Annotated in this window: 12 protein-coding genes; 9 read left to right on the plus strand and 3 right to left on the minus strand. The window is 53.4% G+C overall.

The window, feature by feature from the left end:
- The first annotated feature begins 27 nt into the window (after positions 1-27).
- Entirely contained in the window at positions 28-5,808 is a 5,781-nt protein-coding gene (locus NST04_RS16705; RefSeq protein ID WP_341185282.1) for a tail fiber domain-containing protein, read from the plus strand.
- Between the two features lie 174 nt (positions 5,809-5,982).
- Here NST04_RS16705 and NST04_RS16710 read toward each other — a convergent pair whose 3' ends face one another.
- The gene (locus tag NST04_RS16710) at positions 5,983-6,954 is read right to left on the minus strand and encodes a helix-turn-helix transcriptional regulator (protein WP_341185283.1); all 972 of its coding nucleotides are present in this window, start codon (positions 6,952-6,954) and stop codon (positions 5,983-5,985) included.
- A gap of 200 nt (positions 6,955-7,154) precedes the next feature.
- On the opposite strand from NST04_RS16710, the gene NST04_RS16715 reads away from it, so the two are divergent.
- Complete coding sequence (locus NST04_RS16715) at positions 7,155-7,649, plus strand: copper amine oxidase N-terminal domain-containing protein (RefSeq protein WP_341185284.1); 495 nt, start codon at positions 7,155-7,157, stop codon at positions 7,647-7,649.
- Here the strand turns inward: NST04_RS16715 and NST04_RS16720 are convergent.
- Complete coding sequence (locus NST04_RS16720) at positions 7,619-8,509, minus strand: LysR family transcriptional regulator (protein WP_341185285.1); 891 nt, start codon at positions 8,507-8,509, stop codon at positions 7,619-7,621. The two genes, NST04_RS16715 and NST04_RS16720, sit on opposite strands and share 31 nt — an antisense overlap.
- A gap of 154 nt (positions 8,510-8,663) precedes the next feature.
- Here NST04_RS16720 and NST04_RS16725 point away from each other — a divergent pair, with 154 nt between their 5' ends.
- From NST04_RS16725 to NST04_RS16740, 4 genes are all read left to right on the plus strand, one after another.
- Positions 8,664-9,830 (plus strand): MFS transporter, encoded by a 1,167-nt coding sequence (locus NST04_RS16725; protein WP_341185286.1) that lies wholly within the window; start codon positions 8,664-8,666, stop codon positions 9,828-9,830.
- 127 nt (positions 9,831-9,957) lie between these two features.
- Positions 9,958-10,551, plus strand: coding sequence for a hypothetical protein (locus tag NST04_RS16730; RefSeq protein ID WP_341185287.1), 594 nt, complete (start codon positions 9,958-9,960; stop codon positions 10,549-10,551).
- Between the two features lie 473 nt (positions 10,552-11,024).
- The gene (locus NST04_RS16735) at positions 11,025-13,325 is read left to right on the plus strand and encodes a glycosyl hydrolase (RefSeq protein WP_341185288.1); all 2,301 of its coding nucleotides are present in this window, start codon (positions 11,025-11,027) and stop codon (positions 13,323-13,325) included.
- A 577-nt stretch (positions 13,326-13,902) separates the two neighbouring features.
- Positions 13,903-15,129, plus strand: coding sequence for a glycoside hydrolase family 5 protein (locus tag NST04_RS16740; RefSeq protein WP_341185289.1), 1,227 nt, complete (start codon positions 13,903-13,905; stop codon positions 15,127-15,129).
- 115 nt (positions 15,130-15,244) lie between these two features.
- Here the strand turns inward: NST04_RS16740 and NST04_RS16745 are convergent, their stop codons facing one another.
- Positions 15,245-16,129 (minus strand): alpha/beta fold hydrolase, encoded by an 885-nt coding sequence (locus NST04_RS16745; protein ID WP_341185290.1) that lies wholly within the window; start codon positions 16,127-16,129, stop codon positions 15,245-15,247.
- 150 nt (positions 16,130-16,279) lie between these two features.
- Between NST04_RS16745 and NST04_RS16750 the strand changes: the two genes are divergently transcribed.
- Genes NST04_RS16750 through NST04_RS16760 form a run of 3 tightly spaced genes read left to right on the plus strand, consistent with a single transcriptional unit; the run spans position 16,280 to position 18,168 of the window.
- Positions 16,280-17,014 (plus strand): MerR family DNA-binding transcriptional regulator, encoded by a 735-nt coding sequence (locus NST04_RS16750; RefSeq protein WP_341185291.1) that lies wholly within the window; start codon positions 16,280-16,282, stop codon positions 17,012-17,014.
- 3 nt (positions 17,015-17,017) lie between these two features.
- Positions 17,018-17,635 carry a CPBP family intramembrane glutamic endopeptidase gene (locus NST04_RS16755; RefSeq protein ID WP_341185292.1) on the plus strand — a complete coding sequence of 206 codons (618 nt, stop codon included), beginning with the start codon at positions 17,018-17,020 and terminating at the stop codon, positions 17,633-17,635.
- Positions 17,636-17,691: 56 nt separating this feature from the next.
- Positions 17,692-18,168, plus strand: coding sequence for a DUF6756 family protein (locus NST04_RS16760; RefSeq protein WP_341185293.1), 477 nt, complete (start codon positions 17,692-17,694; stop codon positions 18,166-18,168).
- Positions 18,169-18,181 lie beyond the last annotated feature (13 nt).

Here is an 18,181-nt window from a genome sequence, read left to right on the forward strand (position 1 = left end):
CTATGAAGAGCCGGGAGGAGTGGGATTGTGCCAAAGGATATGAAACGCATGAATTATTTCAACGGGCTGCTGCTGAAGGAAGAGGATCTGACGCTGGATCAGAATTACCATAAGCGTGTGCGGCAGCTGCATAACCGTCATTTTCATGATTGGGGAGTCGTGGATGGGCTTAAGGTCACCATGCGGGACGGGATAACCGTTGAGATCGCTCCTGGCTTTGCTCTCAACCGTGTCACCGACCCGGAGCACAATGAGGAGATCAGCCAGGAAATTATGGTCAGTGATACTCAGCCGGATCGGGTGATTAACCTCTCGGGGTACAGCACTTCGGATCAGATCTATATTTCCATCAGCTATCAGGAGAAGCTAACTGACGCCGAAGTGCTCAAGGGAGGAGATAATCCCATCCATGTGCTGGAGCAGGCCAAAATAGAAGTAAGCTCCCGGAAGCCCGCAGATGTACACCAGAATATCCTGCTGGCCCGGGTGAATCTGAAGCATTCCCAGGACGGCACTTTAACGATCGGCGGGATCTACGAGACGGATGTGGACGGGTCTCAGCTGGTGACGAGGGCCGCAGGCGGGACGGTGCTTAAGGCGGATCAGATCATTATCGGCAAAGAGAAGAAGCCTGCAACGCCCTTCCTCAGCAACTCGGAGGACCTCGATGGCGAGGAAGGGAGCCGGCTTAACGTTCACGCTGTGCTGACAGAGTTCACTGGCGACATCAAGGCAGGGGCCATCAGCACTTATGGATCAGTGGATATAGACGGCACGTTATCTGTAACCTCGGGCAGCGCAGCGGTGTTCAAGGTGAATGAGTCCGGCGATCTGGAGGTCTCCGGCGCGTCAACCATGGAGGGGCCTTTCTCCGCGAAGCAAGGGATTGAAGTCAGCGGGGGGATGGCGATGCTGGATGTTCCCCAGGTTATCATCGGCGGAAGCAAGGTCACCCTGAATCAGAATGCGGCTGAAGATGACCGGATGGGGATCGAGATCCTGCGCAAGGATCATTCCAGCGCCAAGCTGCAATGGGATGAGAAGAATAAGAGCTGGATGATTGGAACCGAAGTGCAGGCGGGTGACGAGGCCAGCGGATTGTTCGAGGTGGCTTATGGAGCAGACTGGGAGCAGCTGCATCACGGTGCGAATGCGGATAGTCTGCATAGCCATAGCCAGCTGATGGCTGCGGATGGCAAGCCGTCACTTCGCACGGACAACGAGGGGACGGTCCTGGTTGACCGGGGAATGAGCGTATCCGGTACACTGGTATCCCAGAAGGATGGCCTGGAGGTCTTCCGGGGAGCCACGCTGCCCAATGCCAAGATAGCCTGGAATGAAGCTGCGAAATCCTGGCAGACCGGCACCGTGAGCGGGGATATGACCAATATTCCTGACGGGAAGCAGTGGGAGGAGCTGACCGGCGGCAACCGGAATGCAGATGCTCTGCATACCCACAGGCAGTTCCATAACGAAGACAAGAGCCTGCTTGCGCTGGAGATCGGTGCGGACGGTAATGTGAATATCCCCCATGAGCTGATGGTCGGCGAGACCCTGACCGTGAATAAGCTGATTGTCCGGGAAGAAGAGGTGGTCATCCGGAAGGTTGAGCAGGAGGTGGCAGATAGCTTCCTTACGGTCAATAAGGCGGAAGACCACACAGCTCTGGGTAACAAGGGAGGGCTGGATGTCTACCGGGGCAGCCAGCTTCCGGCAGCACGCATGGAGTGGAATGAAGCAGACCGCAAGTGGAGAATCGGGCTTGAAGGCAGCATGTCCGACATTCCTTACGGGAACAAATGGGACACACTGACCAGCGGGTCTGTGGCGGATGCTTCCCACAAGCACAGCACACTGAGTACGCCGTCCGGCGGAACGATTCTGTCGGCAGACGCCCAGGGACGGCTGTCCGCATCCGGGAATATGGAGCTCGGCGGTACGCTGCTGGCCAAGGGCAGTACCACGCTGAAGTCCGACCTGAGTGTCGGAGGATCGGCTACGATTGAAGGCAATCTGACGGTCAAGGGCACCACTACCTTCGTCAAAAAGGAAGATCTGGTGGTGGTCAGCAACCGGATTGAGCTCAATAAATTCGAGGGGAACAGTTCCTCCCTGAAGCAGAGCAGCATTGAGGTCTACCGGGGCAAGCTGAACCCGAGCGCCAAGCTGCTCTGGGACGAGACGGATGGCAGATGGAAGCTGGGACTCGGCGATGAACTGTCCAATATTGCCTACGGGAGTAATTGGGACGCGTTGACCGGAGGGGTCAGCTCGGATGCAGATGGGCTGCACCGGCACAATTCCCTGAGCGATAGCACGGGCAACACGGCTGTCCAGATTACAGCAGACGGTGATTTTGAAATGATTAATGATGCTGAGGTGCAGGGCTCCCTGACCGTCAATAACGGGGCGGAGGTCAGCGGAGGTCTGGCGGTTCAGGGCCTGGTTAAGGTAGACGGCAACCTGATCGTCAAAGGCACCACGACCACGCTGAACCGTGAAGATCTGGTTGTCACCAATAACATCATTGAGATCAACAAATTCGCAGGGGATACCCCGCCAGCCGCCGAGAGCGGCATCGAAGTGTTCCGGGGGGAATCGCAGCCGCCTGCCCGGATGTTCTGGAACGAAAGCGAGCGGAAGTGGAAGGTGGGTATCGGAAATTCACTGGAGAATGTTGCCAGCGGCAGCTCCTGGGACAAGCTCACACAGATGGCGAGTGCGGATGCTCTGCATCTTCACAGCCAGCTGTACAATCCGAAGAGTGACATCCTGGCTCTCAGCGCCAGCGCCGAAGGGAATGTGGATATTCACCATGATTTGACTGTGGGCAGTAATCTGACGGTAGCCGGAGAGCTGGAGATCCGGGGGACCTCGGCCAAAATTGCCACAGATGAGCTGGATATCGGCAGCCCCTGGATTACCCTTAATAAGGATGCTGGAACAGCCAAGTCGCTTGCGGGCGGCGGACTTGAGATCTATCGCGGCCCGGATCAGCCTGCCGCCAAGCTTACTTGGGATGAGGTCAAGGCCCAGTGGCTGCTTGCTACACCTACGGATAGTGCTGCGCTGGCAGTGGATTCATCAGGCAATGTTCAGGCGTCCGGTGCAGTGAAGGCTGCAGGTGCTGCGATTACAGGAGCAGTCACTGCTGCCAGCGCGGCAATTGCAGGAACAGTGACGGTCGGAGACGGCATTGAGGTGCTGCAAGGCACCGAGACTAATGCGCAGATCAAGTGGGCTAAGGACCGCTGGAAGCTGGGTACTGCCGGCAGAACGGTTCTCAGCCTGACCCGCAGCGGCAAGATGGGGGTGGGCACAGATAATCCCACTGAAGTGCTGGATGTGGCAGGCAAGGCGGTCTTCCGGACAGAGACAGAGGTCTCTGGAGCGGCTTCCTTCTCAGGCAAGCTGACGGCTCATAGTGATGCTGTATTTGAAGGGACAGCTTCTTTTAACAAAGGGATTGATGCAGCTAGCGCTGTGATCAGCAAGCATGCGGTTATCTCCGGGAATGTTACTGCCGGAGGGTTTGAAGCTCCGCGCGGCTTGAACAAAGACGGAATTCTTCAGCCGAATGCCCGGATCTATTGGAACAATGAGCAGAATGCCTGGTTCTATGGCGATGGGGTCACCTTCTCTGAATTCGGCACCGGGAAGGGCGGCCAGAACAAGCTGTTCAATTCACTCGGCAATACGGTTGCCCTGTTCTCGGATGCGAAGGGGTATGTCGGCATCGGAACAACGAATCCGCTGGCGCTGCTGGATGTGCAGGTACCGGGAGGAAGCAGTGCTTTCAGCGTTACCAGCAGCGGAGAGGTCGGTATAGGGACCTTCAACCCTAAATTCAAGCTCGATGTACAAGGCAATGCGGCAATCAATGGGGAACTTAACGCAGTAAGCGCCGCCATATCCAAGGATCTGACCGTGAACGGGAATCTGACGGTGAATGGCGACATTGTGACGATCAATGCGGCTACACTTGAGGTTGAAGACAACATCATAAGAGTCAACAAGTATACCCCTCAGAAGACTCCGCTTGTTCAAAATGCCGGTCTGGAGGTATTTCGCGGCGGCACCGCGCTTCCAGCCCAGCTGCTGTGGGATGAGACTGCCGATGTGTGGCTGGCCGGAGTCTCAGATAACCTGAAGGCCATAGAGTTCAAGGGACATACCCACCCCGAGTATGCTTCTCTGGCAGGAGCGATCACTGTTGACGAAGGCAATATCGGGATTGGTACGGATGCCCGGGCCGCTAATCTGGAGGTGAAGGGGAATGCCGTTGTCAGCGGATCATTGACGGTTACAGAGGCTTCGCTAAGCGGCGGCTTGGCAGCAGCAAGTGTAAAGATCAGCGGCTTGGCTGCACTGAAGGAGGTCACCGTCAGCGGAGGTTTCACAGCTCAGGATGCCGCCATCACCGGCGATCTTACGGTCAATAAGGGAATTGCAGTGGACAGAGGAACGGAGCAGAAGGCACAGCTGCTCTGGGATGAATCACTGGATGCCTGGACGGCTGGTACGGCTGGAAGCATGAAGCAGCTATCCTACAATGGCCATACGCACCAAGAGCTGTCAGAACTGACGGGAGTGCTGAAGATTGCTTCCGGGAATCTTGGAATAGGCACCGCAGCACCAACCGCCAAGCTTGAGGTGAACGGCAATGCGGTGGTATCCGGACGTATGACCGTTACAGACGCGGCAGTCAGCGGCAAGTTAACGGCTGCGGATGCCGAATGTAGCGGAATGCTCCGCGCGAAGGATGCTGAAGTTACCGGCAGCCTCAAGCTTAGCCGGGGGATTGATGTGGGCAGAGGCACAGGTGCCAATGCACAGATTGTATGGAACGAAGCGATGGCTGAATGGCAGCTGGGACTTGCGGGCAGCTTGAAGCAGCTCTCGTACAGCGATCATTCGCATGAGGAGCTTACGGATCTGAGTGCTGTGCTGAAGGTGGCTTCAGGCAACATCGGGATTGGCACCGCCGCACCAGCCGCCAAGCTGGATGTGAACGGTAATGCGGCGGTATCCGGGAAATTAACCGTCACTGACGCTGTTGTGAACGGGGCCTTAACCGTGAAGAACGCAGTGATCAACACGTTACTAAAGGCAGCGGATGCCGAATTTACAGGAACGTTCAACGCGAAGGACGCCGCCTTCACAGGTACATTGTCAGCGAAGGAACTAACCCTCAGTGATACATTGAACGTGAAGGATGCCAAGATCAGCGGCAGCCTGACGGTTAGCCGGGGGATCGAGCTTGACCGGGGCAAGGATAAGAAGGCACAGATTCTCTGGGATACTACGGCAAATGCATGGCAGGCGGGCATTGAGGGAAGTATGCAGAAGCTGGTCTGCCAGGATGCCGTCTATGATGAACTGGTCCAGGTGGCGGGAGCATTAACGCTAGATTCCAGCAGCAATGTCGGGATTGGCAAAGCGCCCGCAGATAACTATAAGCTGGATGTGAACGGCAACCTGCGGGCAACGAACTTCGCACAGACCTCCTCCCGGACCTACAAGGAGAACATTGCCAGTCTGCCGGTGAAGAAGGCGCTGGAGCTGCTGAACAAGCTGAAGCCGGTGACCTTCAACTACAAGACGGAGAACGGCAAGCAGCAGAATATCGGCTTCATCGCCGAGGATGTGCCACAGATTTTCTCCACTGCAGATCACAAGTCTGTAGTACTGATGGACATTATCGGCGTACTGACCACGGTAGTTCAGAAGCAGCAGAAGGAAGCTCAAGACATGCGCAAGCAGGTAAATGAGCTCAAGGTTCAGGTTACGGCCTTGGCCGGCGCTTAATGGCAACAACCCCTCAGCACATAAGGTGAACGAAGCAGCTCCTGCCGCAATTATGCCGCAGGAGCTGCTTCTTTTGGCAGAATACCCTAGTCATTTCTTGTTGCATTCCATCCACCGGAATGTCCTTCGATTCTGCAGTTCGCGGGGAAATCTGGAAGAGGCTGTAAGTGAAGTTCATTCACCATCGTTCCTGTAATGTCTGCTAATCGCACAGGCCAATTCCTGAATCTGCTCCTTCAGCTCCAGAGGCTCATGAATACGTATGGAAGTGCCGAAGCTGAGCAGATATTTGGGAAGGTATTTATTCATAGAGGGGGCATCCAGCAGGAACCTCGCCTCCCGGTCGGTCCGCTCTGTAAGGTAGTGCCGCAGATGCCAGTTGCCGCATAGCTTGTTCAGCGCATCCGGCTCTCCTTCGATACGGATCACGAGCAGAGGGGCATTTTCTTCGGGCTCCGGCTCCAGCTGGCTGCGGAAATAGTCAGATACCAAGAAGGGCTCCGGCCTAGGGAAGCTGGCTTCCGTTAACGCAAGCTTGACAATGCGGTCCACGCGATAGGTCCGCATGGCCTGTGAACGGTGACAGAACCCAACCATATACCATTCGGAACGGTCGTAAGCCAGACCATACGGATCGACTTCGCGCTCCTCGTCCTGTACGGCATTCACTTTCCGGTAGGTGAGGTGGACCGTCTGGCCTGCCTTCACAGCCTGCTCCAGCTCCCGCAGCAAAGGGACCACAGACGGGGGACGGGACGGAGCGATCACATCGAGACTGCCTGTGTGCAGCGACAGGTCTTGGCGCTGTTCATCATGCAGCCCGTTCTCTACCTTTTTGAGTGCGTTTTCCAGCTCCAGGGCGTAGGGATAGCCAGCGCTTTGCGCGAATTTATAGGCATCGAGCAGCGCTCTCAGCTCCATGGAGCTGAAGAACAGGGGCGTCTCACTGAAGCTCTCCAGAATATGTACCCCGCCGTCATGTCCTGATTCGGCGACCACCGGTACCCCGCTGGCACATAAGGCATCGATATACCGGTATACCGTGCGGACGCTGATCTCCAGCTGGTCTGCGATTTGTGCGGCAGTAAGCTTCTTACCGGACCTCAGCATCCACAGCATTGCGAGCATATTATCCCATTTGGCCATCGGGTTATTCTCTCCTAAGTTCTCAATTCGTTAACGGTTGAGTAGTGTATTTTCCTTATATTTCCCGCTGAAACGGTGCCGTCCCTAAAAGGACAGCAAAGCCGTTTCTGCTTAGTCTACCATTTAGTATTCGGCTGTTCCATCTGTAATATGCTATGATAGGAAATATGGTATTTTCTGAGAAATAGAGGGGGTACGTTATGATTACATTCAAAAAACTCATGCAGATCATCGGACTTAGTGTTCTTGTCACGAGCGTGACTCATTCTCCTGCCCCGGCTGTTGCTGCCTCCGCTACAACCCGGTCCGCCACAGCCGGGGCATCCGCGATTCAGGTCTATCTGAACAATGAGTGGATTACTTCAACCGCAGGGGGCGCTACGCTCATCAACAATACAGTCATGCTCTCGCTGGATAAGCTGTATGTGCGAGGGGCGGCCATTACATACGACGAGCATTCCAGAATGCTCACCATTCAGAATCTGCTCACACAGGGCAGCATGAAGATCGGCAGCACTAACGCCTCTGTGAACGGGAAGCAGATCACTTATTCCGCTGCCTTCCAGCAGGTGAACAAGCAGCTCTATATCCCTCTGCGCTTCGTGAATGATGCGATTGGCGGCTCACTGGAGTGGGATGCTGTTCATCGTGAAGCGTTCATCAGCTATCCTGAACCCGCCGGGTTGTCCAAATGATCCATCCAGAACTCCTTCAGGTAGCTGATAAAAGTATGGGTTGCCCTGCTAATGTAACGGTCTGCCCGGTAGATTAAGTTGAGCCTGCGGATCGGCGGCGAATTCAGGATGGGAATGGAGCACAGTCCGCTGTTCTTCATGGCGTCCATGAGGCTGCCCGGCTGTACGGTACCGCCGATTCCGGCCTGGACCAATTGGATCAGCGAGGTGGCCGATCCGGTCTCCATGATCGGTTCCAGCGCGAAGCCGGCTTCCCGGCAGCTGTTCTCCACCAGCTCTCTGCCGATAAAAGTCCGCGGGTACATCACAAGCTGGATGTGCTGAAGCTCGGACAGCTCGATATGGCTCTTGGCAGCGTAAGGATGATCCTCCCGGACAATCAGATGATACGGCTCCCAGCCTAGATCCACCTTGGTTAGCAGTTCATCGCGTGGCCCCTGGAGACAGATCCCGATGTCCAGCTTGTTATCCAGCACCTCCTGCTGAATGACCGTCGAGGCGAACACCTGAAGCCGTATATTTGGATAATCCTCGTGGAATTTAACCAGCAGCGGTGTTAACTGGTAATCGAGGTCGGAAGGCAGCAGCCCGAGCCGGATGGTGCCGCGGTTGTCCAGGCGCAGCTCGTCCATGGCCGCCTTGGCGCTGTGTTCATTCTGCACCATCTGGACTGCATACTCCTTCAACAGTACTCCGGCCTCGGTAAGAGCAATTCTTTTGCCGATCCGGTCGAAGAGGGGGAGCCCCAGCTCACCTTCCAGCACCTTGATCTGCTGGCTTAACGTGGGCTGGCTGATTCCCAGCTTCTCGGCAGCCCGTGTGAAATGCAGTTCTTGACACACAGCCAGAAAATAATGCAAATGGCGGGTTTCCAAATGAATCACTCCGTTCAGAGAATAATCATAGTTACATACTATTATAATAATAGAAATAATAGTATTGAACAATGCAAGGCGCGCATATATACTCGAGCTAGACAAGAAACACACAAATTATGGCTTGGAGTTGATATCGTTGCCTTTCCTGTTATTATTCATCGCCCTACTGGCTGCCTCATTAAATATGCGTCCGGTTATTACGTCCGTCTCTCCGCTGCTTAGCAATATTCAGGGGGACCTGGCTATGAGCAGCCTGCAAGCGAGTCTGCTGACTACGCTGCCTGTTCTGTGTATGGGCCTGTTCGCACCGGTTGCAGTGAGCATCAGCCGCCGTTTCGGAATGGAACGTACAATCTTTGCATCCATGGTGCTCATCGGGGCGGCAACTGCCGCGCGGGGCGTGTTATCCTCGGCCTCTGGGCTCATTCTGACCGCACTCGCAGCAGGTGTGGGAATCGGAATCGCCGGTCCGCTGTTGTCAGGCTTCATTAAGCGTTATTTCCCAGGGCGTTCGGCTATGGTAAGTGTGTATTCTGCCTCCTTAGTGCTGGGTGCTTCCCTGGCAGCAGGGCTGTCTGTTCCCTTGTTCACCTGGTTGGACAGTTCCTGGCAGCTGTCGTTGGCCGTATGGGCGGTACTCTCCCTGGCAGCTCTTCCGGCTTGGTGGAGAATTACAGCAAAGTCGCTGCAGCCGGAGGCTCAGAGTGTGCACGCCAAGCTGCCCGTGGCGAACAAGCGGGCCTGGCTGCTGACCGTATTCTTCGGCCTAATGGCCAGTGTTTTCTATTCGCTGACAGCTTGGCTGGCCCCGATAGCCATGTCTATGGGCTATAGCCGCCATGATGCGGGCAACCTGCTCACACTCTTCACTTTGATTCAGATTCCGGTGAGTATTCTGGTGCCTGTCCTGGTCGCCAGGTTCCAGCGGCGAACCTTATGGCTGGTGCTGTGCAGCCTGTTCGAGCTAAGCGGGCTGCTGCTCCTGCTCGGCTCAGGTTCACCGTTCCTGAGCGCAGTCCTGCTTGGGATCGGAGCCGGAGGCTTGTTCCCGCTGGCGCTCATGCTGCCGCTGCTCATGACTCAGCGGGCGGAAGAGGCCAGCGCCTGGTCCTCACTGAGCCAGGGCGGCGGCTATATTCTCGGAGCCTTGGGTCCCCTCGCAGTGGGCCGCATCCTGGATGCTTCGGGCTCATTCCAGCTTGCCTTAACCGGCTTAGCTGTAGTCACTGTGCTCATGATCGCGGTGCAGCTGATGATAGGCAGAAGCTCCCGTGAAGGTACAGTGTCTATGGTACGTCCATAATTTCGGACCTGAGTTTCGATACAGGTACACCTTAACGCGCTCCCTGAGATATGTAGGGGAGTGCGTTATTTGTTATAATGGGAACGGGTTACCAGAGTACAAGCCAGGTGAAGAGGAGGACATGAATATGGATATGAATATGAATATGAATATGGATATGAATGTGGATAGGGTGGAAGAGCCGGCCGTTCAGCTTATCGGCATGCTGGGCCAGCCGTATGATCCCAAGAGGGTCCAAGCCGTGCTTAAGCCCTATGGCGTTAAGCGCATGCCTGCGGCAAAGAGCTATTTTAACGACACCATGATCCCGTGCGCAAAAGCCTCTCTGAGGATGGATCTCTACCGTATCCCCAAAATCAATGAGCTGACCGGACTACAGTATACGGATCCCAATGATTGGATCATCGGCGCTATCCACTTCCTTCCCCCTGGTTCGGGCGGCAAGATCGAAGTGCCTTATCCCGTTATTTTACCTGAGGACATTACGATGAACTCTTCGCCTGAGGAAGCGATCGCGGCCTATGGCCCTCCGCAGCTCGATGAAGAATGTGAATGGCCCGGATTTTCCGGCCGCATTATCGCCTGGCGGGGCGAGGGCATAAACATCGCATTAGAATACGAGTATGGCAGGGAAGGTAGAGTGCTACGAACCTATATCGCCTGCCTAATCGGCTGCGTCGGCGCTTGGACGAGCGACAACCCGGAGGTGTTTGCACCCTGAGAAGGGTAGGGCTGACTCTGATAGAGAGACAAGTTTCCGCTAGAATCGCGGTGTGCTGCTGGACAGTGGGGTCTACCCTCCTGCAGCCTACCCACTAGAGAACATAGCAGTTGGATAAAGAGCACTTGTTCCCGCCAAATCATACCCCTTTCAAGCAGCAGTTGGAAAAAAGGCACTTCTTTCAGCCGATTCTATGAAATCGGCTGGATTTGCACAAAATAAGTGTTGTTTATCCAACTGCTACCCGCAACTACCCCGTTAGCGCTCGAATAGTTGTACTTTTTCCACTAGCTTCCCTCCCCGCAAGATGAACTTCACCTTCTCTCTCTCCTGCATTTCATACCACTGGGCATACTTGCTAAATTGTATTTACAAATTATGGAATACATGCTATCTTTGCTATGAAAGCGCAACCATGATCTGATAGGTTAACCAAGGTTTTACCATTTTGTTCATGGGGAGGAAGGAAGAAAATGAAGAAATGGCTCAAAAGAACAGGAACAATGCTGCTGGCGTGTACGCTGCTGCTTGGGGGGGTTACTGCACCGCCTGCGGCCCGCGCTGACCCTGCACTGATCACCATTGAAAGCGAGGATGCCCAGCTCACCCCGGATTTGCAAGTGACGACCCAGATTTACGGAACGCCGAAGCCCGGCTATTCGGGAAGCGGTTTTGTCTGGATGCAGAATTCCGGTACGCTAACCTACACTGTAACTGTCCCGGCAACCGGCATGTATACGATCTCGACCCGTTATATGCAGGAGCTGAGCCCGGACGGCAGACAGCAGGCGTTAATCGTTAACGGTGCTGCGAAGGGTTCGTATATGCTGCCCTACACCACTACATGGAAGGATTTCAACTTCGGCTATCACAAGCTGAATCAAGGCAGCAATACTATTCAGGTAAAAGCAGGCTGGGGCTTCGCTTATTTCGACACCTTCACGGTGGATCATGCGAACCTGGACCCGCTGATTGTGCAGCCCGTTCTCTCTGACGCCCAGGCTACGCCCGAAACCCAGCTCCTGATGAATTATTTGACGGAGGTGTACGGGAAGCACATGCTCTCGGGCCAGCAGGAGATTTACGGCGGAGGGAATGACGGCAACTCCGAGCTGGAATTCGACTGGATTCACAATCTGACCGGGAAATATCCGGCAGTCCGCGGGTTCGACCTCATGAATTACAATCCGCTGTATGGCTGGGAGGATGGCACTACTGCCCGCATGATCGACTGGGTGAATAATAAGGGCGGGATTGCGACGAATAGCTGGCACCTTACCGTTCCCCGTGACTTCACCGCCTATCAGCTAGGGGAATTTGTGGATTGGAAGCAGGCGACCTATAAACCAACCGAGACCAATTTCAATACCGCGAATGCTGTGATTCCAGGGACCAAAGAGTACCAGTATCTGCAGCTCGCTATCCAGGATCTGGCGGAACAATTACAGATTCTGCAGGACAATAACGTGCCCGTGATCTTCCGTCCTTACCATGAGGCAGAAGGCAACGGCGGGCTGAATGGGGAAGGGGCGTGGTTCTGGTGGGCTTCAGCAGGCGCGGAGGTGTACAAGCAGCTCTGGGATCAGCTCTATACCGAGCTTACAGAGACCTACGGCCTGCACAACCTGATCTGGACCTATAACAGCTATGTGTACAGCACTTCTCCGGCCTGGTATCCAGGGGATGATCAGGTGGATATTGTCGGCTACGATAAATACAACACCATCTACAACCGTTATGACGGCTTGTCCGGCGTGCCGAATGAGGACGCGATTAGCTCGACCTTTTATCAGCTGGTGGATCTGACCGGGGGCAAAAAGATGGTAGCCATGACCGAGAACGACACCGTTCCCAGCGTGCAGAATCTGACCGATGAAAAGGCGGGCTGGCTCTACTTCCTGCCATGGTACGGTGAGCATCTGATGAGCACGGCGTTCAATTTTCCGGCTACGCTGACCACTCTGTATCAGAGTGATTATGTCATAACGCTGGATGAGCTGCCGGATCTGAAGGGGAATAACCCTCATCCGGGCGCCACTATTACACCATCCATGGTCGAATTTGACAAAGCTCCGGCGCATCAGACTGACCAGACCGTCACTATGAATCTGAACGGCAACACGTTAACGGCCCTTCGTTCGGGTACCACCGTGTTGACCGAGAATCAGGATTATACGGCGACTAACACTGCGGTTGTTCTGAGAAAAGCATACCTCTCCACGCTGCCGCTCGGCCAGAATACGATCTCCTTTCATTTCAGCGGCGGACCAGAGGTTGTGCTTACTGTGAACGTAGAGGATAGCAGCGTTCCGCTGCCTTCAGGCGACTTGACCATTCAGGCCTACAACGGCAGCACCGGTGCTTCGACCAATGGAATCGCACCCAAATTCAAAGTAATCAACACCGGGAATGCACCCGTCCAGCTCAGCGATGTGAAGCTCCGGTATTACTACACGATTGACGGCGAGCAGCAGCAGAGCTTCTGGACCGATTGGGCCAGCATCGGAAATGCCAACGTCACCGGGACCTTCGTGAAGCTGGATACCCCGGCCGCCGGTGCCGATTATGCGCTGGTGATTGGCTTCACCAGTGCTGCCGGAACCCTGAACCCCGGCCAGAGCGCCGAGATTCAGACCCGCTTCTCCAAACAAGACTGGTCGGGCTACAATCAGGCGAACGACTATTCCTTTAATGCTGTCAGCACCCAGTTCGCCGATCACGAGCAGGTTACGGGATATGTAAACGGGCAACTGGTGTGGGGGATTGAGCCTTAACCGCCCTTAACCGTAGTTGTTGACCCATTCTCCGCTAAATAATAAAATGATATGATGGGCGGGGGATTTCATTATACCGGAGGTGTTATTTTGAAAAGAAGGTATAGGTCAACAATAATCCTGCTGGCGCTAAATGTACTTTGTATTTTTGCGGTCGATATTAGTACTATTAAGTATAAACTTGGAAAAGGGACATCAGGTAACGGGAATCCCGGAATAGTAGTGTTGATCCTTAGTCTGATATTGCTTACGATTTTCCTCATACACTTGGTGTTGAAATCGATTGAATCTCTAAGAAAGCTGCCCCCCACAATCACATCAATAGTCATTCCAGCTCTATCACTTGTCACTTTAGTGCTCATGATATTTGGTGAACTACACACAATTAGTGCGTTAGAACAGAACTTAAACGGCTTCACAAATGATAAAGATTCCGTAGTCTTTCGTTTCGGCTGGATTAACCAGTACACAAATACTCTATTTTATAATGGTTACATTTTGATGTTCGGAATTTCCATAGCGATGCTTGTGTCTTGTCTGATAGTTAGAATTCAATCGAAGGGACGGAGGTTCTAATATGTTAGCCAAATTCAAAAAATATGGAGTCTATAGTCTAGCCTTAGTATTACTGGCCTCGGTTGTGCTTGGCAGCTCGGGTTCCCGCGCATCTGCGGAAGAAGCGTCAGCTGCGCTGACTTCAGACTTCAGATCGTTGCAGGCTTCACAGATCGTCAGCGAGATGGGAGCCGGATGGAATCTGGGCAACTCGCTCGAAGCTTCGGTGAACGGGATTCCCAGCGAGACCGCGTGGAACAACCCCGCCATTACGCCGCAGTTGATCCAAAAGGTCAAAGCAGCAGGCTTCAAAACGATCCGCATCCCAGTCTCTTATCTGAATTATATCGGCAGCGCTCCCAATTATACGATTAACTCGGCATGGCTGGACCGTGTGAAAGCAGTTGTGGATTATGCCTACAATGAAGGCCTGTATGTGGTCATTAATATTCACGGGGACGGCTTCAATTCCGTTCAGGGCAGCTGGCTCCTGGTCAACAGCGGCAACCAGACGGCCATTAAGCAGAAGTACCAGAAGGTGTGGCAGCAGATCGCGAATAAGTTCGCTAATTATGGCGAGCGGCTGATTTTGGAGTCGATGAACGAGGTGTTTGACGGCAGCTACAACAATCCGAATCCGGCGTACTACGCCAACCTGAACGCTTACAATCAGATCTTCGTGGATACGGTCAGACAGAGCGGCGGCAACAATAGCGCCAGATGGCTGCTGATTCCGGGCTGGAACACGAATATCGACTACACGGCCGGCAATTACGGGTTTGTACTTCCAACCGACACCTATAGATCCTCCACCATACCTAGCTCGGAAAAAAGAATGATGATCTCCGCCCACTATTATTCCCCTTGGGATTTTGCCGGTGAGGAGTCGGGAAATATCACGCAGTGGGGTGCGTCAGCGACGAACCCTGCCAAGAAATCCACCTGGGGACAGGAGGATTATCTGAACTTGCAGCTCCAATCCATGTACAATAAATTCACGACTCAAGGTTACCCGGTGGTGATCGGAGAATTCGGTTCGATTGACAAATCGTCCTATGATTCAAGCAATAATAACTACCGCGCCGCCTATGCCAAAGCCGTAACCACAACCGCCAAGAAGTACAAGGCCGTACCGGTCTATTGGGACAATGGCTATAACGGCCAGCATGGCTTCGCCCTGTTCAACCGTTATAACAACACCGTCACCCAGCAAGGCATTATCAATGCTATTATGCAGGGTATGCAATGATCTATTAAGCATGAAGCGGAGGATCACATTCTGCTGCAAAAAAAGAAGGAAAGCTCCTGTGGCGATTGGCGATCACAGGAGCTTTTTTGCGCCAAAGTATGTTCACGCGGATGGCTTAGCTCTCTCGTAATACATTTCGGGTCAGCCAAGGCCTCAGCACCGGCAGAACGGTCTCGGGCTGCATCGCTTTCGTGTGGTCCATGCCGCTGCCCTTCAGTATGGCTACATCCCAGCCCAACTGTTCCAGAAGAGGCAGATGCTCGACAAGCTTACCGGCAATATCCACCGTTACACCCCCGAAGTTGTCCCCGTATACAATTTTGTCCTGCTCCCCGGCAATAGCCAGCCTTGGCATCCGCAGTAAATGCTGAATGTCACGATCCCTGAAATCGGCCAGACTATCGTACAGCGTAACGAACTGCCTGGTTTGCTCCGGGTCCATTTGAATCTGGATATTGTCCCAATCGGTCGCCTCGGGAGCAGCGGTCTTCTGCTCTGTCTCTGCGGGATCAGCGGGAGCAGGTTGGCTTAGAGCCATCATGTACGTATGGTTGGTGACGATCAGCATCTCTGCATAGGGGCCGTCCAATGGCGGGAAACCGCCCATCAGCAAGCTCTCCAGCCGATCCGTGCGGATCGCCAATTGCAGTCCGGCCAGCGCCAGCCAGGAATAGCCATAGTAGCTGAACTTGCTAACATTCATTTCACCCGCAATGGTCAGCAGGTCTTGTGCGATACTTGAAGCGGTCAGATCAAGCGGATTAGGCTGGCGCAGCCGGTGGCCCTCATAATCGAAATAGAGCACCTGGAATTTGTCTCGCAGACCAGCGATGAAATGTTCTCCCAGCTCAGGATCAACACCCCATTGCCGCAGGTGATCCGCTTCCTGGCCGTATACAGATTCTTTGGCTACCGGAAGCATCAGCACTGGAGCGCCGGAAGGACCGGTCAGGCCAGCTTTAAGCTGTGATCCGTCTAGCAGTCTAATCATTTTATCCATATGTTCACTCCTTGAATGTTTATATAGTAAGCATATAACATTCATGCAATCTTTCGGTTTGAGTGTTACTGACCTATATGGAATATGAAATGCAGCTAAGATATGTTATCGTAGCACTTGAAGGTTAGACTTGAAGGAGGGGCTCATCATATGAAGAGATATACCCCTAACCAGATTGCCGGTATGCTCCAGGTGAGCACCACAACCCTGAGAAGATACGAGGATCAGGATCTGATTCCCACTGTGCCCAGAACGCCAAGCAATCACCGTTATTATAAAGAGGTGCATGTTCAGGCTTTTACGACGATCCGGGTTCTATTACAAGGTTATGATATTCCTGTCGCCTATGAGGTAATGAGAAGGATGAAGCAAGGGCAGGCGGAACAGGCGTTATGGATGATTAATGAGCAGCAATACCAGATCCACCTAGAGAAAAAGCGGGTCCAGGACATTCTGGCCATGATTAGACATACGGATATCCCAAGTACCCTGAATGCGGAATGGAAAACGCCCATGAATATAGGAGAAGCCGCTGCTATAGCAGGCGTGAAGACTTCAGCGATCCGCCACTGGGAGGCCGAAGGACTGATCCGTTCCGAGCGCAACCCGGAGAATGGCTTCCGGATGTTCTCCCTCGCTGAACTGCGCAAGATCCTCGTGATCAGCAGCTTACGGAAGACGGTCTATTACATAGACAATATGAGGAATCTGTTAAGTACTCTGGATACCCGGGATCATCAGGAGATCGAACGCTCCTTCCAGGTTGCGCTGGAGAAGCTGAACACCCGGCTAATGCTTCAATGCAAGGGCATTGCAGAAGTGGTGAAATATATGAATCTGTTGTCCTTAGAGAAGGAGAACCCGGAAGACAAGGAGAGAAGCTAAGTTATGAATCGTCCAACCGAGACCCCGCAACTAGCCAAAAAAAAATTCAATCCCAGAGACGCCGTGCTGGTTTTCTCCGCTTTTGCCCTGATCAGCGCAACCGTTCTCTTTGCCCTTGTTATTTACGAGGTCCTGACGCTGCAGGACCTGTTATCCTTTGAAAATCCGCTGCAACTGGCAATGTACGTTGTTCTTCCATCCATCAGCCTGCTGTTGTTCGGAATCATCCTGACCCTGCTTACGCCCGCCAGTCACATTGACGAGACGAACAAGAGCTATCAGAATTACTCGCCCGCAGCGATTCTATCCTTCACGTTCGCCGGAGCTTTATTCGAGGAGCTGCTGTTCCGGGGAATTATACAAAATGTGCTCACCCTTTACCTGCCCAGCCCCTGGATCGCTATCGCAATCACCACGGTGCTGTTCGCGGGAATGCATGTCCAGTACTATAGCAAGCCGCTGATGCTGCTGAATATTACCATCCCAAGTCTGGTCTTCGGGTGGGTGTATGTGCAGACGGATAATTTACTGGTTCCGATCCTGGTCCATTTTTTCATGAATCTGGGGATTACGCTGTTGTTCAAGTATAAAGTAATTCAGATGAGAGGGGAGAAACGATAATAGAAGCCAATATGACTGCCTAAGTCAATCCATGTAACCGAAAATGAGGTGAAGCTGTGGATCCCCTATCTGTCCGAACAGAGATTGAAGAACTAATCAAGTCGCTGAAGCTGGACCGGAGCAGGCTATTTGAAGTCCGCAAAGACCAGTGGAGGCGCATTTTGAGTGAAATCGAGGAACGGTTTCTGGAGAAGGCCCACCATACGCACGGACTACACTGGGGCTGGAACCGGCTGAAAGAACCCCATTATAGTGTAAGCTTTGCAGACAAGGACTATGCCAAACTAAGAGACATCATCCAAGATGAATCCATCTGGTTCATTGCTGAGGACTGTTATGATAAGCTGTGGCTGTATGAGGGGAAGACGGCGACGATTCTCCAGGTGATCCCTGAGTGTTGCCGCCTCAATGAATACTACCTGATCTCCAAAAAGGTCCAATGGCTCCTCTGCGAAGATCACCATGATATGCTCCATCTGAGCGGCCAGCCGATCATTGAACGATGGATGCGTGAAGAAAGCTCTAACCCTTAGAGGATAGAGCTTT

It is taken from the genome of Paenibacillus sp. FSL H7-0756 (assembly GCF_038006765.1).
Classification (GTDB): Bacteria; Bacillota; Bacilli; order Paenibacillales; family Paenibacillaceae; genus Paenibacillus_AQ.